24 protein-coding genes are annotated in these 23337 nt (G+C 63.6%); 7 read left to right on the plus strand and 17 right to left on the minus strand.

Annotated elements, in window-relative coordinates; translation table 11 throughout:
• The first annotated feature begins 68 nt into the window (after positions 1-68).
• The 5 genes from PQ467_RS12285 (at position 69) to PQ467_RS12305 (ending at position 3561) form a co-directional block, all read left to right on the plus strand.
• Positions 69-740 carry a response regulator transcription factor gene (locus tag PQ467_RS12285; protein ID WP_274173682.1) on the plus strand — a complete coding sequence of 224 codons (672 nt, stop codon included), beginning with the start codon at positions 69-71 and terminating at the stop codon, positions 738-740.
• Complete coding sequence (locus PQ467_RS12290; protein WP_274173683.1) at positions 737-2077, plus strand: sensor histidine kinase; 1341 nt, start codon at positions 737-739, stop codon at positions 2075-2077. Before PQ467_RS12285 ends, PQ467_RS12290 begins: the two co-directional genes overlap by 4 nt.
• 53 nt (positions 2078-2130) lie before the next feature.
• On the plus strand, positions 2131-2421 hold the full coding sequence (locus PQ467_RS12295; RefSeq protein WP_274173684.1) for a CidA/LrgA family protein: 291 nt from the start codon (positions 2131-2133) through the stop codon (positions 2419-2421).
• Positions 2414-3106: an LrgB family protein gene (locus PQ467_RS12300; RefSeq protein WP_274173685.1), complete on the plus strand. Its 693-nt coding sequence runs from the start codon at positions 2414-2416 to the stop codon at positions 3104-3106. The genes PQ467_RS12295 and PQ467_RS12300 overlap by 8 nt, the downstream gene beginning before the upstream one ends.
• Positions 3107-3222: 116 nt before the next feature.
• Positions 3223-3561, plus strand: coding sequence for a PilZ domain-containing protein (locus tag PQ467_RS12305; protein ID WP_274173686.1), 339 nt, complete (start codon positions 3223-3225; stop codon positions 3559-3561).
• Between the two features lies 1 nt (position 3562).
• Here PQ467_RS12305 and PQ467_RS12310 read toward each other — a convergent pair whose 3' ends face one another.
• The 4 genes from PQ467_RS12310 to PQ467_RS12325 form a co-directional block, all read right to left on the minus strand.
• A complete protein-coding gene (locus tag PQ467_RS12310; RefSeq protein ID WP_274173687.1) occupies positions 3563-3958 on the minus strand; it encodes a hypothetical protein in 396 nt (131 codons plus the stop codon).
• Positions 3959-4104: 146 nt separating this feature from the next.
• A complete protein-coding gene (lpdA, locus tag PQ467_RS12315; protein WP_274173688.1) occupies positions 4105-5517 on the minus strand; it encodes a dihydrolipoyl dehydrogenase in 1413 nt (470 codons plus the stop codon).
• Positions 5518-5522: 5 nt separating this feature from the next.
• Positions 5523-5858, minus strand: a complete 336-nt coding sequence (locus PQ467_RS12320; protein ID WP_274173689.1) for an acyl-CoA thioesterase — start codon at positions 5856-5858, stop codon at positions 5523-5525.
• 55 nt (positions 5859-5913) lie between these two features.
• A complete protein-coding gene (locus tag PQ467_RS12325; protein ID WP_274173690.1) occupies positions 5914-7215 on the minus strand; it encodes a pyruvate dehydrogenase complex dihydrolipoamide acetyltransferase in 1302 nt (433 codons plus the stop codon).
• Positions 7216-7487: 272 nt separating this feature from the next.
• Between PQ467_RS12325 and PQ467_RS12330 the strand changes: the two genes are divergently transcribed.
• Positions 7488-7958 carry a universal stress protein gene (locus PQ467_RS12330; protein ID WP_274173691.1) on the plus strand — a complete coding sequence of 157 codons (471 nt, stop codon included), beginning with the start codon at positions 7488-7490 and terminating at the stop codon, positions 7956-7958.
• Here the strand turns inward: PQ467_RS12330 and PQ467_RS12335 are convergent.
• The 10 genes from PQ467_RS12335 to dnaK all read right to left on the minus strand — a co-directional run bounded on the left by PQ467_RS12335 (position 7955) and on the right by dnaK (position 20321).
• Positions 7955-10222 (minus strand): ribonuclease R family protein, encoded by a 2268-nt coding sequence (locus PQ467_RS12335; RefSeq protein ID WP_274176152.1) that lies wholly within the window; start codon positions 10220-10222, stop codon positions 7955-7957. The genes PQ467_RS12330 and PQ467_RS12335 overlap by 4 nt on opposite strands.
• 114 nt (positions 10223-10336) lie before the next feature.
• Complete coding sequence (locus PQ467_RS12340) at positions 10337-11644, minus strand: M20/M25/M40 family metallo-hydrolase (protein ID WP_274173692.1); 1308 nt, start codon at positions 11642-11644, stop codon at positions 10337-10339.
• 44 nt (positions 11645-11688) lie between these two features.
• Positions 11689-12108 (minus strand): lysozyme inhibitor LprI family protein, encoded by a 420-nt coding sequence (locus tag PQ467_RS12345; protein WP_274173693.1) that lies wholly within the window; start codon positions 12106-12108, stop codon positions 11689-11691.
• Complete coding sequence (proS, locus tag PQ467_RS12350) at positions 12108-13670, minus strand: proline--tRNA ligase (RefSeq protein WP_274173694.1); 1563 nt, start codon at positions 13668-13670, stop codon at positions 12108-12110. The genes PQ467_RS12345 and proS overlap by 1 nt, the downstream gene beginning before the upstream one ends.
• A gap of 130 nt (positions 13671-13800) precedes the next feature.
• Positions 13801-14382 carry a polyhydroxyalkanoate synthesis repressor PhaR gene (gene phaR, locus PQ467_RS12355; RefSeq protein ID WP_172338890.1) on the minus strand — a complete coding sequence of 194 codons (582 nt, stop codon included), beginning with the start codon at positions 14380-14382 and terminating at the stop codon, positions 13801-13803.
• Positions 14383-14482: 100 nt separating this feature from the next.
• The gene (locus PQ467_RS12360; protein ID WP_274173695.1) at positions 14483-14929 is read right to left on the minus strand and encodes an iron-sulfur cluster assembly scaffold protein; all 447 of its coding nucleotides are present in this window, start codon (positions 14927-14929) and stop codon (positions 14483-14485) included.
• A 1-nt stretch (position 14930) separates the two neighbouring features.
• Positions 14931-15527: a CvpA family protein gene (locus tag PQ467_RS12365; RefSeq protein WP_274173696.1), complete on the minus strand. Its 597-nt coding sequence runs from the start codon at positions 15525-15527 to the stop codon at positions 14931-14933.
• Between the two features lie 12 nt (positions 15528-15539).
• Complete coding sequence (radA, locus tag PQ467_RS12370; RefSeq protein WP_274173697.1) at positions 15540-16916, minus strand: DNA repair protein RadA; 1377 nt, start codon at positions 16914-16916, stop codon at positions 15540-15542.
• A 291-nt stretch (positions 16917-17207) separates the two neighbouring features.
• The gene (dnaJ, locus tag PQ467_RS12375) at positions 17208-18356 is read right to left on the minus strand and encodes a molecular chaperone DnaJ (RefSeq protein WP_274173698.1); all 1149 of its coding nucleotides are present in this window, start codon (positions 18354-18356) and stop codon (positions 17208-17210) included.
• A 60-nt stretch (positions 18357-18416) separates the two neighbouring features.
• Positions 18417-20321 carry a molecular chaperone DnaK gene (dnaK, locus tag PQ467_RS12380; RefSeq protein WP_274173699.1) on the minus strand — a complete coding sequence of 635 codons (1905 nt, stop codon included), beginning with the start codon at positions 20319-20321 and terminating at the stop codon, positions 18417-18419.
• A gap of 375 nt (positions 20322-20696) precedes the next feature.
• On the opposite strand from dnaK, the gene PQ467_RS12385 reads away from it, so the two are divergent.
• Complete coding sequence (locus PQ467_RS12385) at positions 20697-21194, plus strand: copper chaperone PCu(A)C (protein WP_274173700.1); 498 nt, start codon at positions 20697-20699, stop codon at positions 21192-21194.
• A gap of 59 nt (positions 21195-21253) precedes the next feature.
• Here PQ467_RS12385 and PQ467_RS12390 read toward each other — a convergent pair whose 3' ends face one another.
• From PQ467_RS12390 to hrcA, 3 genes are all read right to left on the minus strand, one after another.
• Positions 21254-21514 carry a hypothetical protein gene (locus PQ467_RS12390; protein ID WP_274173701.1) on the minus strand — a complete coding sequence of 87 codons (261 nt, stop codon included), beginning with the start codon at positions 21512-21514 and terminating at the stop codon, positions 21254-21256.
• Between the two features lie 74 nt (positions 21515-21588).
• Entirely contained in the window at positions 21589-22104 is a 516-nt protein-coding gene (grpE, locus tag PQ467_RS12395) for a nucleotide exchange factor GrpE (protein ID WP_274173702.1), read from the minus strand.
• A 19-nt stretch (positions 22105-22123) separates the two neighbouring features.
• Positions 22124-23182 carry a heat-inducible transcriptional repressor HrcA gene (gene hrcA / locus PQ467_RS12400; RefSeq protein ID WP_274173703.1) on the minus strand — a complete coding sequence of 353 codons (1059 nt, stop codon included), beginning with the start codon at positions 23180-23182 and terminating at the stop codon, positions 22124-22126.
• Positions 23183-23337: the final 155 nt, after the last annotated feature.

The raw sequence follows: 23337 nt of genomic DNA on the forward strand, positions 1-23337 counted from the left end.
GGCGCACAAAGCTGACAGGAACTTGTCAGTTTCGTGTGGCAGGTCCAATAGTCATGAAGCATTCAGACATGGGGACTCAAGGCTTGCGGCTGTTGTTGATCGAGGATGACGGCGAATTGGCAAGCCGCCTGAGCAATCGCCTGCGCGATGCAGGTTTTGCCGTGGATGTCGCCGGATCGCAGGCCGATGGCGAAGGCTGGCCCGATCTGGACAAGATCGCCGCGATCATTCTCGACCTTGGCCTGCCCGATGGCAACGGGCTGGATCTGCTGCGTTACTGGCGGGGGCGGCGGGTCGATTGCCCGGTGCTGATCCTGACCGCGCGCGGCAGTTGGCAGGACAAGGTGGAGGGGCTGAACGCGGGGGCCGACGATTTCGTAGTAAAGCCCGTGAGGTTCGAGGAATTGCTGGCGCGGCTCCATGCGCTGTTGCGCCGCCATGTGGGCGCGCGGGCGCAATGGATCGAGGCGGGCGGGGTGCGGCTTGATCCGGTGGGGCGCAATGCCGAAATCGAAGGGGCGGCACTCTCGCTCTCCAAACAGGAGTTTCGCCTGCTGCAACTCTTTGTCCGCCGCCCCGGTCAGGTCTTGTCGCAGGGCGATATTCTTGAACATCTCTATGACCTTGGCGCAGAACGCGATCTGAACGCCATCGAGGTGCTGGTCAGCCGGTTGCGGCGCAAGGTGGGCGCAGGCCGGATCAAGACCCTGCGCGGGCTTGGCTACAGGTTTGAGGCATGAGGCGTATGCTGCCCCCCGCCCGATTGGCCGCGCACAGCCTGCGGCTGCGGTTCCTGCTGGCAATCCTGCTCTGGGTCGCGCTGGGCATCGGCGGCATCTGGTATTCGGCCACGCGGGTCTTTACCCGCCATATCGAGGCGCAATATCACGACGAACTTTATGGCCATGTGCGCGAACTGGCCGGATTGGTGAACATCTCGCCCGACAGCCATCTCTCGCTCTCCCGCCCCCTGTCCGATCCGCGCTACCTTGAACCGCTTTCGGGCTATTACTGGCAGGTTTCGGTGCATAAGGGCGACCGCATTCATTCCGCCTCGATGGTGCGCGGCGTAATCGACGAGGACATCGCCCACTCGCCGGAAATTTTCCATTCCATCGACAATGGCCCCACCGGCAAGACCATCGCCTATGGCTTTACCGGCTTTACGCCCGACGGGCGGGTCGTCCATTACGTCATCGCGGTGGACAAACGCTATCTGGACCAGACCATCGCCAGCTTTACCCGTGAATTGACGCTGTGGCTGACCGCGCTGGCGGCAGCTTTGCTGATTACCGGCTATGCGGTGGTGCTGTTTGGCCTGCGCCCGCTCAACCGATTGGCCACGGCCATTGGCCAATTGCGCGAGGGCACCAGCGCGCGGCTCGAAGGCGCCTATCCTTCGGAAATCGCACCTCTGGTTGAGGATTTGAACGCCTATATCGCGGGCAATGAGGCGGTGATCGACCGCGCGCGAGTCGAAGCGGGCAATCTGGCGCATGGGCTGCGCACGCCGCTGGCCGTCATCACCGACGAGGCCGAAAGGCTGGCCCGCCAGCCCGAAAGCGCAAGGGCTGCCCGCGCCCTGCTCGATCAGGCGCATGTGATGGTTCAGCAGATCGACTTTCGACTGGCGCGCACCCGTTCGGCGGCGGGCGCCCGCGCCTCGCTGCGGATCAGCCATCTGCCCGAGGCGGTGTTGCCCATCCTCTCGGCCATGCGCAAATTGCACCCCGATTGCGCCTTTGACCTGTCGGCCCCCGCGCCCGTCCGCATGGCGATTGATCCGGTAGACCTGTCCGAACTGGTCTCCAACCTGCTGGACAATGCCGGGAAATGGGCGCGCCGCCGCGTCGTGCTGACCATTGCCGAGGGGCCGCGCATCCGGGTTGAGGACGACGGCCCCGGCATGAGCGAGGACCAGATCGCACGCGCCTGCGAGATCGGCAGCCGGTTTGATGCCGACATGCCGGGCAGCGGTCTGGGCCTTGCCATTGCCCGCGACATTGCCGAGGCCTATGGTTTGCGCCTGCGGCTGTCTTCGCCGCCGGGCGGCGGGCTGGTGGCGGAACTGACATGAAAGCCGTCTGGCAAATTGCTCTTATTATGGCCTTTTATGGCTTGGGAGAGGTCTTGGTCCGCCTCACTCATGCCTCCCTGCCTGCCAGCGTTATCGGCCTCGCGCTGATCCTGATCGCGCTGCATCGACGGTGGTTGAGGGCAGAGCAATTGCGCGAAGGAGCACATGGCCTGCTGGGACGGATGCTGCTGTTTTTTGTGCCTGCTGTGCCGGTCCTGATCGACCACCGCGAATTTTTCAGCATGCTGGGCGTCCGCCTGATGCTGGCGGTGGGCGTTGGCACGGTTTTGGTGATGACGGTGACGGGCGTCGTGGTGCAGTTGATGGCCCGCGCCGATGATTGATGCGACCGCCACCGCCCTGTGGTCCGCGCTCACGCTGGCCAGTTTTTCCGCCACGCGCTTGCTCCATAGGCGCTGGCCGCGCTGGTGGCTGATGCCGCTGATCACGACGCCTTTGATTATAGCATCCATCCTATTGGCCTTTCACGTCCCCTACCCCGCCTATCGGGCCGGTGCAGGCTGGCTATTGTGGATGCTGGGCCCGGCGGTCACTGCCTTTGCCGTGCCGATCTATGATCAGCGCGCGATGATCCGCCGCTATTGGCGCCCGCTGCTCGCCGGCATGGTCGCGGGCAGCGCAACCTCTTTCCTCTCCGGCTGGGTGCTGGCCGGGGTGCTGGGCATTGACGGGCCGCTGCGCCTGTCGCTGCTGCCCCGTTCGGTCAGCACGCCTTTTGCCATGGCGATTTCGGCGGAAATCGGCGGCATGCCTGATCTTACCGCCGTTTTCGTGATCGCCACCGGCATCCTTGGCGCGCTGCTGGGCGAAGCGGCGGTGATGCGCGGCGCCCCCTCAAGCCCGACGGCGCAGGGGGCGATGATTGGCGTTGCCGCCCATGCCATCGGCACCGCGCAGGTTCAGCCGCGCCACCCGCATGTTGGCGCGGTGGCCGGGCTGGCGATGGTGCTGACCGGGCTGCTCAATCTGGCGCTCGCGCCCTTGGTTCTCTGGTTTCTGCACCGTTAATTTTCGCCCCGCATTTGCCGCCAAAATCGAGGCGAACCGAGTACGAGCCTGTTAAAACTTTCCGCCCTGTTAACTTCTTACCTCTATCATCCGGCGCTTGATGGAGGCTGAATTCCGTGAATAATAAAATTTATCAGGGTTTTGGAAATTCAGGCTCGGGCGGTCAGGGCGGTCGGGAGGACAATCAGCGGGTCGATATCACCGCCATTTGCGAAGTGCGACAAGGCATGGCCGAATGGCGCCGTGTCACACTCGACGAACTTTCGCCCGGCGGCTTTCGCATCAACCGCTATGGCGAGGCCGACCCCAGCCAGCCCCTGCGCATCCGCATTCCGGGGCTGCAGATGCTTTCTGCGCGCGTGGTTTGGCAAAAGGATGGCGCGATTGGCTGTGCCTTCGCCGCCCCTTTGCATGACGCCGTGTTTGCCCATATCACGCGCAATCTGACGCGCTGAATTACCCATTCTTGCGGCCAAATCGACGCGGCGGCGACATCCGTCGGTCGGCGGAACGCACAGGCATGGGCACCGGATTGCGACTGGAGCGGCGGGCCAGATGGCAGGCGATGATCTCGTCGGGGTCCCATCCGGTTGCCGCATCGCGGCCCTGCTGCGATGCGGCGGCCTGCTTGCGGGCGGCTTCGCGCAAATGGACCAGCAGCGCTATGAAACCGACAAACATCCCCGTGGCAACCAGCGCCAGGACGAGCAACAGACCTCCTGTCGAGGCCCAGGTCATATCCGCAATCTGTTTCAGATCGAACACCATGGAGGAAATGCCGAAAAACGCGGCAAACCCCAGCGCAAACATATTGCGCAGCATCGAACCGATTGTGTGAAACAGGCTGAACATCGCTGGCTCCTCGCCTGCGAGGCCTAGCAAAGCTTGGTAAACGATGCGCTAACCGTAAAAGGTTATTCTCGTAAAAATACGCAGGCAACGAAAAAGGGCGGAAAGCCTGTGCCTCCCGCCCCCTTTTCCTGAAATGCCTTACGCGATCAGATATGGATCGCCCGGCCATAGGCGGCCAGCGTCGCCTCATGCATCATTTCCGACAGGGTCGGATGCGGGAAGACCGTGTTCATCAATTCCTGCTCGGTGGTTTCCAGCGTCTTGCCCACAACATAGCCCTGAATCAGCTCGGTCACTTCCGCGCCGATCATGTGCGCGCCCAGCAATTCGCCGGTCTTGGCGTCAAACACCGTCTTGATGAAGCCTTCCGGCTCACCCAGCGCGATAGCCTTGCCATTGCCGATGAAGGGGAAATTGCCGACTTTCAGCGTGTAACCGGCTTCCTTGGCCTTGGCCTCGGTCAGGCCGACGCTGGCCACCTGCGGGTGGCAATAGGTGCAGCCCGGAATGTTGCGGCGGTCCAGAGCGTGCGGATGCACCTCCTTGTTGCCCAGTTCCTTGGCGATGGCTTCGGCCGCCGTCACGCCCTCATGGCTGGCCTTGTGCGCCAGCCAGGGGCCGGGCGTAACGTCGCCGATGGCCCACACGCCCTTGACGTTGGTGCGACCATAGGGGTCAGTGTTGATGATGCCGCGATCGGTCGGAATACCCAGAGTTTCCAGACCGATGTTCTCGGTATTGGCGACAACGCCCACGGCCACGATCACATGGCTGAACTCTTCCTCGGTCACCTTGCCGTCGGGAGCCTTGATCTTGGCCTTCACGCCCTTGGCGTCCGCAACCAGTCCTTCCAGACCCGTCTTGGTACGGATCTTGAACCCCTGCTTGGTCAGCGACTTTTCAAGGAAGGCCGAGACATCGGCGTCCTCTGCGGGCACGATGCGGTCGGCCATTTCGACCACGGTCACTTCCGCGCCCAGATCGTTGTAGAAGCTGGCAAATTCGATGCCAATGGCGCCCGAACCGATGACCAGCAGTTTGGTCGGCATTTCCTTGGGCGTCATCGCATGGCGATAGGTCCAGATGCGATTGCCATCCGCAGGCGCAAAAGGCAGATCACGCGCACGCGCGCCGGTCGCCACGATGATGTGCTTGGCGGTCAGCGTTTCGGTGCCCTTCTCGCCGGTCACTTCCAGCTTGCCGGGAGCCAGCAGCTTGCCATTGCCCATATGGACGGCAACCTTGTTCTTCTTCATCAGATGCGTCACGCCCTGATTAAGCTGCTTGGCCACGCCGCGCGAACGGGCAACCACCGCGGCCAGATCGGCGGCAACGCCCGTGGCCGACAGGCCGTAAGCCTTGGCATGCTGCATCTGGTGAAACACCTCGGCGCTGCGCAGCAGGGCCTTGGTCGGGATACAGCCCCAGTTGAGGCAGATGCCGCCCAGATTTTCGCGTTCGACAATCGCGGTCTTGAGACCCAGTTGGGCCGCGCGGATCGCCGCGACATAGCCACCGGGGCCCGAACCCAGAACAATCACATCATACGCTTCAGCCACGTTGTTTACTCCTGAACCACCGGGCGGGGCCGCCCGGCGTCATCGACAGCCACAAAGGTGAAGCTCGCTTCGGTCACCTTTTGCGCCTCGTGTTGAAAACGGTCGCGCCGCCATGCCTCGATGGCAATCGTCATCGAGGAGCGGCCCACCTTGCGGATTTCGCCATAGACCGAAACCTCATCGCCGACCTTCACCGGCTTGAGGAACTGCACGCCGTCCATAGCGATGGTCACGGCCCGGCCGCGCGAATGGCGCGCGGCCAGCAGCCCTGCCCCCATGTCCATCTGACACAGCAGCCACCCGCCGAAAATATCGCCATAGGCGTTGGCATCGGCGGGCATCGCGGTTACCCGAATAACGGGCTCAGTGGCGGGGCGCAGGGTCAGGGCCTCCATCTCAGGCCAGCAGGCCCAGCGGATTTTCGACCAGTTCGCGGAAGGCGGCCATCAGCTGCGCGCCATCGGCGCCGTCGATGGCGCGGTGGTCAAAGCTGCCCGTGGCGCACATGGCCGTGGCCACGCCCAGGCTGCCGTCTTCCAGCACCCAAGGGCGCTTTTCACCGGCGCCGATGGCCATGATCATGCCCTGCGGCGGATTGATGACGGCTTCGAACTGCTTGATGCCCATCATGCCCATGTTCGACAGGCTAGCGGTGCCGCCGATGAACTCGTTGGGGGCCAGCTTGCCTTCCTTGGCGCGCTTGCCAAGGTCGGCCATGGTGGTGCTGATCGCGGCCAGACCCTTGCCCGCGGCATCCGTCACGATCGGCGTGATCAGGCCATTGGGGATCGACACCGCCACCGAAACGTCGGCGCGGGCATATTGGCGCAGCGTATCGCCCGCAAAGGCGACATTGCACTGGGGCACCTGCGTCAGGGCAACGCCCAGCGCCTTGATCAGCATGTCATTGACCGACAGCTTGACCTTGCGTCCGGCCAGCGCCGAATTCAGCTCTGCGCGCAGCTTGAGCAGCGCATCGAGGCGGATATCCACCGTGAGGTAGATATGCGGCACCTGCTGCTTGGATTCGGTCAGGCGGCGCGCAATCGTCTTGCGCATGGTCGAGAGCGGCAGATCCTCATGCGGGATGCCAAAGTCGGGCAGAGCGGCAGGCGCCGAGGGAGCCGGAGCCGCCACAGGCGCGGGCGCAGCAACCGGAGCCGCCGCCGCAACAGGAGCCGCCGCCGCAACAGGAGCCGCCGCGCCGGGCTGCGCGCCCTCGACGTCGGCCTTGACGATGCGGCCGTTGGGGCCGGTGCCCTTGACGGCGGCCAGATCAACACCCTTTTGCGCCGCAATCCGCTTGGCCAGCGGCGAGGCGATCACGCGGTCGCCGGTCTTGACCGGAGCAGCAGCCGGGGCGGCCGCGACAGGAGCGGGAGCAGCAGCGGCAGGGGCCGCCGCCACGGGCGCGGGCGCAGCAGCCGGCTTGGCCACCGGGGCCGAGGCATCTTCGCCTTCACCGGCCAGCTGGGCAATCACGGTGCCGACCTTCACATTGTCGGTGCCTTCGGCGATTTCGATGGCGACAATCGTGCCTTCATCCACCGCTTCGAATTCCATTGTCGCCTTATCGGTTTCAATCTCGGCCATGATATCGCCAGCGCTAACCGTATCACCAACTTTAACCAGCCAGCGGGCCAGTTTCCCCTGCTCCATCGTGGGAGACAGAGCGGGCATCTTGATCGAGATCGGCATGAGGGCTTCTCGTCCTTATGGCTAATTTTAGAATCGGTCTGCTTCTGCCGGGGATTGCGCCAATCGGCAAGATGCTTAGGCCGAATAGGAATGTGCTTGATGGCTTAACCCACAAAACTTATGCCCTGTCGGCCCCCGACGACAAGCCCAAAAGCGACCCTTCGCGCTTCCTGCGCGGTCAAATTGCGTCGCGGGCGTGTTTGTGTCATCACCGCGCATCACGGAATTTCCGGTTCAAACGGGCCAAAATTCCGGTTCAAGGGGAATGGGCTATGCGTGTCTATCTGGTGATCGTGGATGAAAGTGACGAGGCGCGCGTGGCCCTGCGCTTTGCCACAAGACGCGCGATCAAGACGCAGGGACAGGTCCATATTCTCGCGCTGGTGCCGCCCCAGCCCTTTTCGGCCTTTGGCGGCATTCAGGCCACCATCGAGGAGGAAGCCCGCGCGCGCGCCGAAACCATCGCCGCCGCCGCCGCAGGCAGCGTGCTCTCGCAGGCGGGCCACATGCCGGTGATCGCGGTTGTCTCGGGCGATCCGGTCAAGGCGGTGCGCGAATATCTCTCGCAACACAGCGAAGTAGCCGCGCTCGTGCTGGGCGCGCCTGCGGGCGGCGGGGCATCGGGCGCAGGCCAGGGGCCGCTGATCGGCCACTTCACCGGCGCCGGGCTGGGCGCCCTGTCCTGCCCCCTCTTCATCGTGCCCGGCGGCATGGATGAGGCCGAGATCGACCGCCTGAGTTAACGCCGCTTGCCCTGATGGCGGATATTGGCGGGTCGCCCGCGATGTCCCACCAGATGGCTGCCGCGCCGCTTCAACCCGGCCTTGTCGGGCAAAGGCACGCTGCCGCGCTTTTCAATCCGGCCTTGCCCGTCCTCCGGCTCAAACTTCAACGCGCCCGTCAAAGCATTGGCCTCGGCCAGACGCAGGCGGACCCGGTCGCCGATGGCAAAGACCGTGCCGGTGGATTCGCCCACCATCCGCTGGCCCTTTTCATCATGGTGAAAGCGTTCGTCGCCCAGCACCGAGACCGGCACCAAGCCATCGCCGCCCAGCCCGATGATCGTGGCAAACAGGCCGAAGCGCTGGACACCGGTGATGCGGCAATCGAACATTTCGCCGACATGCATCGACAGCCATGCCGCGACATAGCGGTCCACCGTCTCGCGTTCGGCCACCATGGCGCGGCGCTCGGCGGTGGAAATCGCATCGCAGATCCGCGCCAGATCCGAACGATCCCGTCCATGCAGGCCTGATAGCGCGGGCAGATCGCCCGAGGGCGCAGGCTGTTCCAGATGAAACGCATCGACCAGCGCGCGATGCACAAGCAAATCCGAATAGCGCCGAATGGGCGAGGTGAAATGGGCATAGGACCCCAGCCCCAGCCCAAAGTGCCCGGCATTGCGCGGGCCATAATAGGCCTGCGTCTGGCTGCGCAGCACCGCCTCCATGATGAGAGCCTTTTCGACCTCATCATCAATGCCTTTCAGCATCCGGTTGAACAGGGCGGGCGTAATCACCTGCCCCAGCGACAGCTTGCGCTCAAACGTGGCGAGGTAGTCCTTCAAAGCGATCAGCTTTTCGCGGTTTGGCGGCTCGTGGATGCGATAGACCACCGGCGCGGTCTTGCTTTCCAGAGCCTTGGCCGCCGCGACGTTGGCCGCGATCATGAAGTCCTCGACCACGCGATGCGCGTCCAGCCTTTCGCGCACCGCAACCTGCGCCACGCGGCCCATTTCGTCCAGCACCACGCGGCGCTCGGGCAAATCGAGTTCGAGCGGATCGCGCGCAACCCGCGCCTTGGTCAAGGCCCCCCATGCGCCCCACAAATTGACCAGATGGGCCTCGGCCTCGCCTGCGTCGATCCGGCGCTGGGCCTCCTCATAGGCGATCACCTCGGCAATCCGCACAATCGCGCGGGTAAAGCGGAAGGATGTCATCCGCCCCTCCGCATCCAGCGTCAGATGGCAGGCCATGGCCGCACGCGGCGCGCCCGCTTTCAGTGAGCAGACATCAGCCGACAAAACCTCCGGCAGCATCGGCACCACGCGGTCGGGGAAATAGACCGAATTGCCGCGCTTGCGGGCCTCGCGGTCCAGCGCGCCGCCGGGGCGGACATAGAAGGACACGTCGGCAATCGCCACCACGGCGCGCCATCCGCCCTCACCATCGGGTTCGGCCCAGATCGCATCGTCATGGTCGCGCGCGTCCACCGGGTCGATGGCCACGATGGGCAGATGCGTCAGATCCTCGCGCTGCTCCTGGCTCAACGGTTGGCGGGCGGAAAGTTCGGCCTCGGCAATTACCTCGCTGGAGAATATATGCGGCAAGCCATGCTTGTGAATGGCGATCAAGCTGAAGCTCTTGGGCGCCAGCGGATCGCCCAGCACCGCCACCACGCGCACCCCGGCCCGCGGCGAACGGCCCGCCGGTTCGGCCATCACCAACTGGCCCTCGACCGCCCCGCCCAGATCCGAAATCTGCACCGCATGGCGCTCGCGCTTGTCGATGGGGGCCAGCCAGCCCTTGCCCGCGCCGTCGATCTCGACCACGCCCATGATCGCCTCGGCATCACTGGGCAGTTTCTTCATCGGAAAGGCCAGCCAGCCTTCGGGCGTTTCCTCGGTGCGGCTCAAAATCCGGTCGCCGGGCTTGAGCGCGCCCACACCGCGCATCTGCGGTCCCTTCTTCTGCGCCACGCGCTGTTCCACCACAGTCAGGCGCGGCGGAGCACCGGCTTCATCGGCCTCCCACTTGTCGGGCACCGCAATCGGCAGGCCATCCTCGACGCCCACCACGCGCAGCACGGTGACCTTGGGCACGCCGCCCATGCGGTGATAGGCGGTACGCTTGCCGTCGATCAGGCCCTCCTCGGCCATGTCTTTCAGCAGCGCCTTCAGCTCGATCTTTTCCGCACCCTTCAGACCAAAGGCCTTGGCAATCTCGCGCTTGCCCACCTCGTCGGCAGCATTGGCGATGAAATCCAGCACTTGCTGGCGGCTGGGCATGCCCGGTTCGATCTTGCGGCGGGCGTCCTTGTTCTGGATCGTCAGCTTGCCGGGTTTGCGCGGGGGTCGTTTGTCAAAGGCCATAGCCGATGCCTTGGCCCCAAAGCGCGCGTATTACAAGCCTGACCGCTCATACGACCCGCCCGGCAGCGCGCTGGCAATCGGGCTTTGCACGCCATTGGCCCCCACCGCCGAAACGCCGAGGAACCAGTCATCGCCGCGCAGGCCCTTGAAGGTCATCGCCGTGCTGGCGGTGGTGGCAAAGGGCTTGGCCTCCCATCCGGCGGCGTCCGTCCGGCGGCGCCAGATGGCATAAGACACCGCGCCGGGCACCGGGCTCCATTTGAGATCGGTGTCTGGGGAAACGGCAATCTTTTGCGAAACCGTGGGCGGTATGGGCGCGGCGGCAATGGCGCTGGCGGCGCGGATGTTGAGGGCGGTTACGCGGGCGAGATAGGGAAAGTCCATGAACTCGATGGTGTCGCCATATTGGGTAGTCCCTTCGCGGCGGATGTCCTGATGCTGATGATCATAATTTTCGACCGCGACGGTGATGCGAACGGCGGGAAAGCCCTTTTCCTCAAAGGGCAAATGATCGCCCCCGCGTCCCACCCGGTCGGCGCGCCACACCTGCCGCACGGCCAGATCTTTGGCGGACAGGCCAGCGATAAAGCGCGAGAGGTTGCGGCTGGGGCTATCATTCTCGCCCCCTTCGCGGCGCTGGGCGGCGGTCAGTTTTGCGTCCGCATTGGCGCGCGGCCCTTCGGAAAAGACGCGGATATGCGCGTCATCCACCATCCCGTCCGACCCGCGCGTATTGCCGACAATGTCATTGTTGAGCACCGCCTTGACCTTCCACCCCCGCTCGGCCGCGACATCGGCCAGCAGGCGGCCGCCCAGCAGACCCTGCTCCTCGCCCGACAGGATTGCGTAAACCACGGTGGTGGGGAATTTGCGCTGAGACATCAAACGCGCCGCCTCGATCACCAGCGCTACGCCTGAACCATCGTCATTGGCCCCCGGCGCATCGGCGGTGGCGTTCATCACATCCGAAACGCGCGAGTCGATATGGGCCTGAATGATGGTCACTTCATCAGGCCGCTCGGTGCCCTTTTGAATGGCCACAACATTGACCAGCCGCGCAGGGCTTGGGATGCGCGCGCTGGTCACCATGCGTTCGGGCAGTTCGATGGAGAGGCAGCCGCCGCATTGCGCCCCGATGGCGCGGAATTGGTCCTCGGCCCATTTGCGCGCCGCGCCGATCCCGCGTTTGGGATCATCCTGAGAGGAGAGCGTATGGCGCGTGCCAAAGCCCACCAGCGAGGTCACCGTGGCGCGCAGGCGATCTGGCGATGGCGCCGCAGTTTGGGCCAAGGCGGCGGCGGGCAGCAGGGCGGCGGCGAGGAGCGTATAACGAAGCATGGGCGCGAATGTGCCACGCCTTTTGCCCCGCGCAAGGGGGCAAACTAGCGTAATTTTTCAAGCCAGATGGTGCGGCGGATGGTTTCATCCACCATGCAGGAGGAATATTCGATGGCCTCCAGCGTTCCGCCCTCGGCCTCCTTGGATTGCAGCAGGCAATGCTTTTGCCGATCAGCAATCCATGCGCGCTCGGCGCTGCGCAGCGCAGGTTGGCGGGCGGGCGGCAGGCGCTTGAAGGTCACCGCCCAGACTGCATTCAGCCGCGCATCCTGCCGCTTCATTTCCTGCGCATTGCACTGGTCATGCAGGATCGTGTTGAGATCCGGGCGCGCCAGACACCGCCGATAGGGCGGCGTATAACGCGCGTCGATCTCCGGATGGCTCGGCGCCGGATCGGCCAGCGTCAGGATCGGCCCAAAGGAATAGGCCGGAATTGCCGATGCCAGAACCAGCGCCAGCAGCATCAATAGGCCCGCGCGACGTAGATGCGCTCAACCGCCGCTTCGCCGGTAAAGGGGCAGAGCCCTTCCGCAGGCGCGGCATCAAGCGCGGTGTTGCGGATGGTGAGTTTCAGCGCCTTGAGTTGCTCGACCACCTTTTCCAGCGCATCGCCGGTCGGGCGGCTCCAGTTGAGTTCGACCCAGCCCGGATAGCGCTTATCCTCGGCAAAGAACTCGGCCAACTGCGCCAGCGTGGTCAGGCCGCGCGTGATATTGGCGTCGCGCTTCTCGGTCGCCTCGCGGTGCAGGCTGGCCTGAATGTCGTCCAAGAGCGCTGCGGCCCCGGCGACAAATTCCTCGCGACTCTGGCCGACGAAATTGGTCTTGGCATCCTCGCGCCAGATGCGGTCGCGGCGCAGCGCCGAAACCATGCCGCCCGCCGCATCGCGCCCGCCGATTTCCAAAATGATCGGCGCGCCCTTCTTCACCCAAGCCCAGCGCTTTTGCGTCGCCTTGCCGGGGCGCTTGTCGAGCAGCACGCGGATCGGTTCGCCCAGCGCGGACAGCTTGAGCAATTCGCGGCGGATTTCCTCGCAATAGGCCAGCAGCGCCTCGTCGCCGTCATCCTCGCGCAGCATGGGCAGAATAATGATCTGATGCGGGGCAATCGCGGGGGGAACGCGCAGGCCGTCATCATCACCATGCGCCATGATGACGCCGCCGATCATGCGGGTCGAGACGCCCCAGGAGGTCGTATGCGCCAGTTCCTGCGCACCTTCCTTGCTCTGATAGCGGATGCCCGCCGCCTGGGCAAAACCGGTGCCGAGGTAGTGGCTGGTCCCGGCCTGAAGCGCCTTGCCGTCCTGCATCATCGCTTCGATGGAATAGGTCGCCACGGCGCCGGGGAAACGCTCGTTTTCCGGCTTTTCGCCCGCCACCACCGGCATGGCCAGCACGTTCTCGGCAAAGCTGCGATACATTTCGAGGGCGCGCAGCGTTTCCTTCATCGCATCATCGCGGTCGGCATGGGCGGTATGGCCCTCCTGCCACAGGAACTCGCTGGTGCGCAGGAACATGCGGGTGCGCATTTCCCAGCGCACGACATTGGCCCATTGGTTCACCATCAGCGGCAGATCGCGCCACGATTGCACCCAGCGCGCCATGGCCGCGCCGATCACCGTTTCCGACGTGGGGCGCACGATCAGCGGTTCTTCCAGCTTGGCCTCGGGATCGGGGATCAGCCCGCCCTTGCCGTCGCCGATCAGGCGGTGATGCGTGACGACCGCCATTTCCTTGGCAAAGCCCTCAACGTGATCGGCTTCCTTGGAAAAATAGCTCAAGGGAATGAACAGCGGGAAATAGCAATTGTCGACGCCCGCTTCCTTGATCGCGGCATCCATGATCTTTTGGATGCGTTCCCAAATGCCATAGCCCCACGGCTTGATGACCATACAGCCGCGCACGCCGCTTTCCTCGGCCATCTCGCCTTCGGAGACGACTTGCTGATACCATGCGGCGAAGTCATCTTCGCGCTTCACGGTCAGGGCGTGGCGGATCTGGGCGGGCTTTTGCGTTTTCTGATTCATGGCGCGCAGCGTTTAAGCAAGCCGCCGAAAAACGGGAACCGGTTTTTTGCAAAAAACGCTGCGAGGCGCGAAATTCCTGCCCCGGCCCCCTTCATGATCGGCGCAGCCCCCGCTGCGCCCGGCAAAATGCTTACTTGGCCAGCTTGTCGAGCATCTTCTGCATTTCCAGCATCTGATTGCGCAGCGCGTCGATCTCCGACTTGGTGCCGGTCTCCGCTTCCGGCTCGCGTGCGGGTTCGGCGGGCTTGGGCGGCGTGCCATCGGCGCCGGGCATGAAGGCGGCGGCGGCGGCCTGGAACATGGCGATGTTCTGCTGGGCCAGACGGGCCAGCGGATTGCTCTCCATACTGTCCTCAAACGCCTTGCGCAGCTTCATCTGGTTGGCGCGGAACTGCTCCATGCTGGCTTCGAGGTAATGGGGGATCAGCCCCTGCATCGAATTGCCATACATCCCGATCAACTGGCGCAGGAAATTGACCGGCAGCATCTGCTCGCCGCTGGCCTCTTCCTCCATGATGATCTGGGTCAGGATCTGATGCGTGATATCGGCGCCCGATTTGGCGTCCAGCACGCGAAATTCGATACCCTCGCGGGTCATCTTCGAGAGGTGATCGAGCGTGATATAGCTCGAAGATTGCGTGTTATAGAGACGCCGGTTAGCGTATTTCTTGATGATAACCGTGTCGCTTTTGCCTTCGGCCTTTTCGGTCATGCGCCCTCGCTCCTCCCAGAGTTGTAGCTTACGCTAACACCGTATGGCGGTGCGGTGCAACATATTGCTGCTGCGCGGCAGTGGTTTGTCACAATTGAATTTATGCGCCTGCGCTTTCGCCTTTCGCAAAGGCGGAAAATGCCTGCAACACAGCGCGCCAGCCCAGCAGAATGGCGCCGTGGCGGCCGGGAAATTCGCGCGCCGGGGCAATCGCGGCAAGGCCGGGCCAATCGGGCAGATCCCCCTCGCCCGCCAGCCAGCGTTCAATGTCGCCCTGCGCGCGAGCGAAATCATCTTTGCTGCGGCCGATCGCGGCATCGGCCATGATGGCGCCCGCCGCTTGCCCGATCGCGCAGGCCTGCGCGGCAAGGCCGATCCGCACAATCCGGCCTTGCGCGTCCAGATCGATCCCCGCCTTCATCGTGCTGCCGCAACTGGGCGAACGCGCCTCCCCCTTCAGCATCAAGGCATCGTCCCAGCGATGGCGGATCAGGCCCGTCGCCAGCATCAGCACCTCGGGCGTGTAAAGAGCAGCCACCGATGCCATATCAATCCGCCGCGCGATGCGCCTTGCGCTTTGCATGCGTGGGCGAACTATGGGGCCTTGGCAGGTCGCCGGTGTCGGCCTCATCCTTGGCGCGATCCTCGGCGGCCTCGCGGCGGCGCTGCGAGATCATCTTGACCAGAGCCTCGCTGCTGGCATCGATGAAATTATACGTGCGCGAATGGGTGATCCATCCCGGCCGCCCCTTTGGCCCCCAAATCGTGTCATAGGCCAAGATCAGCACCGAATAGCCCAGCACGATAATCAGCGTGCCCTTGACCGCGCCAAAGCCGAAACCCAAAACCCGGTCCACCGGCGCCAGCGCCGAGGCGCGGCTTGCCGTGCCCAGATAGCGCGCTACCCCGCGCACCAGAAAATAAGGCACGATCAACAGCAGGAAGAACGCCAGCACGCTTGCCCCGCTTTCCGTGCCGATATGGGGCGTTAGCACCTCGGCCAGCGGCGTGTGCAGCGTATGGATCGCAACAATCGCCACCGCGCCTGCAAAAAGCGAGATCGCCTCCTGCACAAAACCGCGCAGAAAACCGAAAGTGGCGGAAAGGCCGACCACCACAAGCACAAGAATATCAAATCCGGTCATAGCCCAAGGGGGTTATTCGTCCCCCACGATGCGGTCAACGAGATTTGGCAGCAAGTTGATGGTGCGATGCCGCATTTCGGCGGGTGCATCGCCGCCCGATGCGCCATCCTCCGGCCCATAGGCCTGCTCAAACCCCAGCTTGGCTCCTTCACGCAGGCGCAGGCCGCCATGGGCCACCGGGCGAATTTCCCCGGCCAGCGAGACTTCGCCGAACCATATCGCTCGCGCGGGCAATGGCTTGTCCGCCAGCGCCGAGACCAGCGCCGCCGCCACCGCCAGATCCGCGGCCGGATCGGCCAGACGATAGCCACCCGCCACATTCAAATAGACCTCGCAGGCCGAAAAATTCAGCCCGCAGCGCGCCTCCAGCACCGCCAGCAGCATGGCCAGACGCCCATTGTCCCAACCCACCACCGCGCGCCGGGGCGTGGCGCCCGATTGCAACCGTACGATCAGCGCCTGAATTTCCACCAGCACCGGGCGCGTCCCCTCGATCGCCGGAAACACCGCGCTCCCCGGCACCGGATTTTCGCGCCCCGACAGGAACAGCATCGAAGGGTTCGACACTTCCTCCAACCCCTTGCCCGCCATGGCGAAAACGCCGATTTCATCGACCGGGCCAAAGCGGTTTTTCAGGTTGCGCAGGATGCGGTACTGATGGCTGCGCTCGCCCTCAAAGGCCATCACCACATCGACCATATGCTCCAGCACGCGCGGCCCCGCGATATTGCCATCCTTGGTCACATGGCCCACCAGCACCAGCGCCGCGCCATTCTCCTTGGCATAGCGGATCAACTCGAACGCACAGCCGCGCACCTGGCTGACCGTGCCCGGCGCGCCCTCGATCTGGTCGGAATGCATGCACTGGATCGAATCGATGACCAGCAGCGCAGGCGCCTCCATCCCGCCCAGCGTGGTGAGAATATCGCGCACCGAGGTGGATGAGGCCAGGCGAATCGGCGCGCTCTGCAAACCGAGCCGTTCAGCGCGCAGGCGGATCTGGCCGGGCGCTTCCTCGCCGCTGATATAAACCGCAAGCCCGCCCACCTGCGCCACCTTGGCGCTGGCCTGAAGCAGCAGCGTCGATTTGCCGATGCCCGGATCGCCGCCCATCAAAATCGCGCTGCCCGGCACCAATCCGCCGCCCAGCGCGCGATCAAACTCGGCAATCCCCGTGCTGCGCCGCACCAGCTTGTCATCAGCCTTGTCCAGCGGTTCAAACAGGATTGCCCGCCCGCCGCTCGACAGATCGTGCTTGGCCGAAAACACCGTCTGGGGTGCCTCCTCGGCCAGCGTGTTCCATTCGCCGCAATCGGCGCATTGGCCCTGCCAGCGGTTGGTGACACTGCCACAGGAGGAGCAGGTGAAGCGACGTTTCGGTTTGGCCATGGGGTGCATCGTAGGGAGAACAAAAGGGGAAATCAAGGAGGGAAGTTTGGCCTCCGGCGGGCAAAGGGATTCATCCCTTTGCAATCGCGTTATTAGGGTGGTGCTTCACAGGCGGCCGAGCGCCAAACGCATAATAGAAAGCCTGCGGCGCCATTATACTGCGCCGCAGGCTTTAAAATTCAAACGCCGCGCCCAACAAACAGGCCGAACACTAGGCGCGACGAAGACATTATCGGGATTGTTAAGGGCCCCCGCCCTTAACCCGCCGGAGGCAAAAACCTACCTCCGCCTTCACTCCGTCAAATCGCTCCAGACATTCTTCAACCGGTCAAAGAACCCTTTGGCTTCGGGGCATTCATCCCCGGTCTCGGTCCCCTGAAACTCGCGCAGCAATTCCTTCTGGCGCGCGGTCAGCTTGGTCGGCGTTTCCACCGCCACCTCGACCACCAGATCGCCCATCCCGCGCCCGTTCAACACCGGCATACCGGCGCCGCGCTTGCGCAATTGCTTGCCGGTCTGGATGCCTGCGGGAATATCGATGACATGCTTGGTGCCATCCATGCCCGGAATCTCGATCTGCCCGCCCAGAGCCGCCGTGGTAAAGCTGATAGGCGCACGGGTCAGCAGCGTTGTATTTTCGCGGTCGAACACCGGGTGGCGCCGGATGTGCAGGAAGATGTAGAGATCGCCCGGTGGCGAACCGTTCGGCCCGGCCTCACCCTTGCCCGACAGGCGGATGCGGTTGCCATTGTCCACGCCCTTGGGGATCGCGACTTCCAGCTTCTGGCGCTGATCGACGCGGCCTTCGCCGTGGCACTTCTTGCAAGGCTTTTCAATCACCTCGCCCCGGCCATGACAGGTCGGACAGGTGCGCTCGACCATGAAGAAGCCCTGCTGCGCGCGCACCTTGCCGTGCCCGCCGCAAAGGTTGCAGCGACGCTTGCCCGTGCCCGGTTCCGCGCCAGACCCTTTGCAGGGTTCGCAGCCCATGGCCACTTCGACCTCGATTTCCACGGTCTTGCCATGGAACGCATCGTCCAGCCCGATTTCGAGATCATAGCGCAAATCGGCCCCACGCCGCGCCTGCTGACGCCCGCCGCCGCCGCCGCCAAAGGCGTTGCCAAAGATGCTCTCGAAAATATCGCCGATATCGCCGAAATCGCCGCCGCCCTGAAAGCCGCCGCCAAACCCACCGGCGCCCGGCCCGCCGTTCTGAAACGCGGCATGGCCGAAACGGTCATAGGCAGCGCGCTTTTGCGGGTCCTTCAGGCAATCATAGGCTTCGCTGATCTGTTTGAATTTGGCCTCGGACTCCTTGCAACCAGGGTTGCGGTCCGGGTGAAATTTCATCGCCAGTTTGCGATAGGAAGATTTCAGCGTGGCCTCATTGGCATCGCGCGAAACTTCCAGCAGTTCGTAATAGTCGATTTCAGCCGACATTGCACATTTCCCCTGAAGAGAGGCCCGCCCCGTTCAGAGCGGGCCTCTTTCATCGCAACATCAGGCCTTCTTGTCGTCCACTTCCGAGAACTCGGCGTCGACCACATCGTCCTGCGCCGGAGCAGCGCCCGGAGAGGCCGCAGCAGCCTGTTCCTTTTCATAGATCGCCTGACCCATCTTCATGGCCTTTTCGGTCAGGGCCTGGGTCTTGGCGGTCATTTCGGCCGGATCATTGCCTTCGATGGCGGCCTTGGCATCGGCAATGGCGGCTTCGATTTCAGCCTTCAGCGAGGCATCGATCTTGTCGCCATTTTCGGCCAGCTGCTGCTCGGTGGCATGCACGAGGCTGTCGGCGTTGTTCTTGGCCTCGGCGGCCTCACGACGCTTCTTGTCCTCTTCGGCAAACTTTTCAGCATCCTTGACCATCTGGTCGATGTCGGCATCATTGAGGCCGCCCGACGCCTGGATCTTGATCTGCTGCTCCTTGCCGGTGCCCTTGTCCTTGGCGCTGACGTTCACAATGCCGTTGGCGTCAATGTCGAAGGTCACCTCGATCTGGGGCACGCCGCGACGCGCCGGCGGAATGCCGATCAGGTCGAAATTGCCCAGCATCTTGTTGTCCGCCGCCATTTCGCGCTCGCCCTGGAAGACGCGGATGGTCACGGCCTGCTGATTATCATCAGCGGTCGAGAAGACCTGCGACTTCTTGGTCGGGATCGTGGTGTTGCGGTCGATCATGCGGGTGAACACGCCGCCCAGCGTTTCGATGCCGAGCGACAGCGGGGTCACGTCGAGCAGCAGCACATCCTTGACATCGCCCTGCAGCACGCCCGCCTGAATGGCCGCGCCCATGGCAACGACTTCGTCAGGGTTCACGCCCGTGTGGGGTTCCTTGCCGAAGAAGTCCTTCACCGCTTCGCGCACCTTGGGCATGCGGGTCATGCCGCCCACCAGCACCACGTCGTCGATCTGGGCCGCGGTCACGCCCGCGTCCTGCATCGCCTTGCGGCAGGGTTCCATCGTGCGCGCGATCAGATCGGCCACCAGACGTTCCAGATCCGAACGGGTGATCGTTTCGACCAGATGCAGCGGCGTGGTCGCCCCTGCTTCCATGCGGGCGGTGATGAAGGGCAGGTTGATTTCGGTGGTCTGCGCGCTCGACAGCTCGATCTTGGCCTTTTCGGCTGCTTCCTTCAGACGCTGAAGCGCCAGACGGTCGCCGCGCAGGTCCAGACCTTCCTTCGCCTTGAACTTGTCGGCCAGATATTCGACGACCTTGGTGTCGAAGTCTTCACCGCCAAGGAACGTGTCGCCGTTGGTCGACTTCACCTCGAACACGCCGTCGCCGATTTCCAGGATCGAGACGTCGAACGTACCGCCGCCAAGGTCATAAACAGCGATGGTCTTGCCATCGTTCTTGTCCAGACCATAGGCGAGCGCGGCCGCAGTCGGCTCGTTGATGATGCGCAGCACTTCAAGGCCCGCGATCTGACCCGCGTCCTTGGTGGCCTGACGCTGGGCGTCGTTGAAGTAGGCGGGCACGGTGATGACGGCCTGCGTCACGGTTTCGCCCAGATACGATTCGGCGGTTTCCTTCATCTTCTGAAGCGTGAAGGCCGAGATCTGCGAGGGCGAATAATCAGTGCCACCGGCTGCAACCCACGCATCGCCATTCTTGCCCTTGGCGATGGCATAGGGAACCAGTTCCATGTCCTTCTGGGTCATCGGATCGTCAAAGCGACGGCCGATGAGGCGCTTGACCGCGAAGATCGTGTTGTCGGGGTTGGTCACCGCCTGACGCTTGGCGGGCTGCCCGATCAGGCGCTCACCATCCTTGGTGAAGGCCACGATCGAGGGCGTGGTGCGCGCGCCTTCCGAATTTTCGATAACCTTGGGCTTGCCCCCATCCATAACAGCAACGCAGCTGTTGGTGGTGCCAAGGTCAATGCCGATTACTTTACCCATATCGTCGATCCCTAAGTCCAGTGTTGACACCACCCTTTGGCTTCCCGAAAAATCCGGCAAAGCGGCTCGATGGCTCGTTTGACTTGGCGGCATATAGGTGGGCTTTTGCGCCTAACAAGGGCCTTGGGGCGCGAAGCATCACTTCATCCACGACCTTGGCGCATTTTGCCCGCCATTTTTGCGGTGCTGGGCGCGCATGGCCCTTCCCTCCGGCGCCGCATTTTGCGCGCGCCATCGCGCATTCGCCCCGGATTGATTGCAGTCATGCTTGGAAAAGCGCGAAAAAGTGACTAATCCCCATGCAAGTGGCAGCCATTCTCCTTGCCGCAGCATTTGCCGGTTTTTGCGACCCGCAACCCAAGGATTGCACGCTTTATGAAAAAGATCGCCTTTGCCCTCTGCCTGCCCCTCGCCCTTGGCGCGCTGTCGGCTTGCGGGGGCGAGAAAAAGGCGCAGCATGCAGCAGGCCTTGGCGCGATGGACGGCATGCTGCTTCACGATGGGCGGCTGGTTCTGCCTGCGGTCAAGGGGCGCCCGGCGGCGGGTTATTTCACCGTTTCCAATCAAAGCGGCTCGGTCGCCACCCTCACCGGGGTCAGCGTGGCCCATACCGGCAAGGCGGAAATGCATGTCACGCTGGACGGGATCATGGAGGCGGTGCCCCGGCTGGACATCGGCTCGGGCCAGAGCGTGAGTTTCGGGCCGGGCGGCAAACATGCGATGGTGTTTGATGTCTCGCCCGATCTCAAAGCCGGAGGCAAGACCGAATTGACGCTGACCTTTTCGGACGGACGCAGGCTGAGCGCGCCGATGATGGTCGAGGCGCCCGGCATGATGGGGGCCATGGGCCAGATGGATCATTCCAAGATGTAGACACTAAAAGGCCGCCGACTTTCAAAGTCAGCGGCCTTTTTGATTCCATTGCCCAAATATCAGCGGCAGCGCACCCGGTATTCACGGCCATAACGGTCCGTGCGATAGCATTCGCCGCCCTTGCGCACCGTGGAACCGGCAACACCGCCCGCCGCCGCGCCAATCGCCGCACCCGTGGCAACGTCGCCACCGGCAACCCCGGCCACAACCGCACCAACACCCGCGCCGGCCAGCGCGCCTTCGCCGCCGTAATTGCTTGCGCAACCGCCCGTCAACATCAGGGCGCCTGCCACAACCGACATCATCATTGCCTTGCGCATATTTGCCTCCTTGCCTTGTTATCGAAGGAAAGAGGCAAGGCGGGGGAAGGTTCCACCCGCCGCGCGTTTTCGACTTAATCCGGCTTTTTCGCCACGGCCACCATGGCCGGACGCAGCAGGCGATCCTTGATCGTATAGCCATGCTGAAGCACCTGGATCACCGTGCCCGGTTCGGCGTCATGGGGCACTTCGATCATCGCCTGATGCTGGTTGGGGTCCAGCGGCAGACCATGCGCCGCCACCTTGGTAATGCCATGCTGGCCAAACACCTTGTCTAGCTCGCGCCCCGTGGCCTCGATCCCGGCCAGCAGCGCCTTCAAGCGCTCGTCCTCGCGCAGATCGGCAGGGATGGCGTCCAGCGCGCGCGACAGATTGTCGGCAACGCTGAGCATATCGCGGGCAAAGCTGGTGCTGGCATAGGCGCGCGCATCGGCAATGTCCTTTTCCAGACGGCGGCGCACGTTCTGCGTGTCGGCGCGCGCATAAAGCACATCGTTGCGCGCGGCCTCCAGATCGTTTTCGAGTTGGGCGATGCGGGTGGCCAGATCATCTCCGGCTTCATGCTGACCCTGCGTAGTTTCTTCCGTCATTGTTCCGATTATTCCAGTTTCAACCGATCAATTTGCCCAGGGACTGGGCTGTAAAATCCACCATGGGGACGAGACGCGCATAATTCAACCGCGTTGGCCCGATTACCCCCACAACGCCGATCACCCGCCCATCGCGATCCCGATAGGGAGATGCAATGACCGAGGAGCCGGACAGTGCGAAAAGCCGGTTCTCGCTGCCGATGAAAATGCGCGTGGCGTCGCCCTGCTTGGCCCGGTCGAGCAATTCGGCAACCGACTGCTTATCCTCCAGATCATCCAGCAGAGAACGCACCCGGGCCAGATCCGAGAGCGCCGCCTCATCGAGCAGATTGGCCTGTCCGCGCACGATCAGCACCGGGCGATGGGCCGCATCCTCGCTCCACACCGCCAATCCGCGCTGTACCAGATCGGCGCTGGCCGCATCCAGAGCGCTGCGCCCGCTGACGATTTCGGCCTGCATCGCGCGCGCCGCCTCGGCCAGAGTGCGCCCGCCCAGGTGCGCGGTGATATAATTCGACGCCGCCTCCAGCGCGCCCGCGCTCAACGAGGCGGGCAGCGCCAGAATGCGATTCTCGATCCCCCCATCCTCGCCCACCAGCACCGCCAGCGCCCGACCCGGCGAGAGCGGCACAAGGCTCATCTGGGCAAGGCGCGGTTCGCGCTGGGGCACCATCACCACGCCCGCGCAGGCCGACAGGTCCGAGAGCGCCGCGCTGGTCGCGGCCAGCGCCGCCTCGATCGGGCCGGGCTGGTTAAGCGAGCGTTCGATGGCCGCGCGCTCCTCCATACTGGGCTCGCGCACCTGCATCATGCCATCGACAAACAGGCGCAAGCCCTGCTCGGTCGGCATCCGCCCTGCGCTGGTATGGGGATGGGAAAGCAGCCCGATCCCCTCCAGTTCGGCCAGCACGCTGCGGATCGAGGCCGGCGAGAGATTGAGCCCCCCGCCCCCCGCCAGCGTTTTTGACCCGACCGGCTGGCCCGAATCCAGATAGGCCTCGACCACCTGCCGAAAGACTTCGCGCGCGCGGCCCGTCACCTCGGGAAAGGATAGGTCGGAAGGAAGCGAATTGGCCATTGCCCCCATATTGGGCGGGCAACCCCATCAAATCAAGAGAGATGGCACAAACCGGCGCGCCAATTCGGGCAGAACCGGCAGGCAAAACCTTGCCCCTGTCGGCCGGACGCGATAGGGCCGCCTCAAACCTGTCCGGAACCCGACTTTACCAACAG

This window comes from Novosphingobium sp. KACC 22771 (genome assembly GCF_028736195.1).
Lineage (GTDB): Bacteria > Pseudomonadota > Alphaproteobacteria > Sphingomonadales > Sphingomonadaceae > Novosphingobium.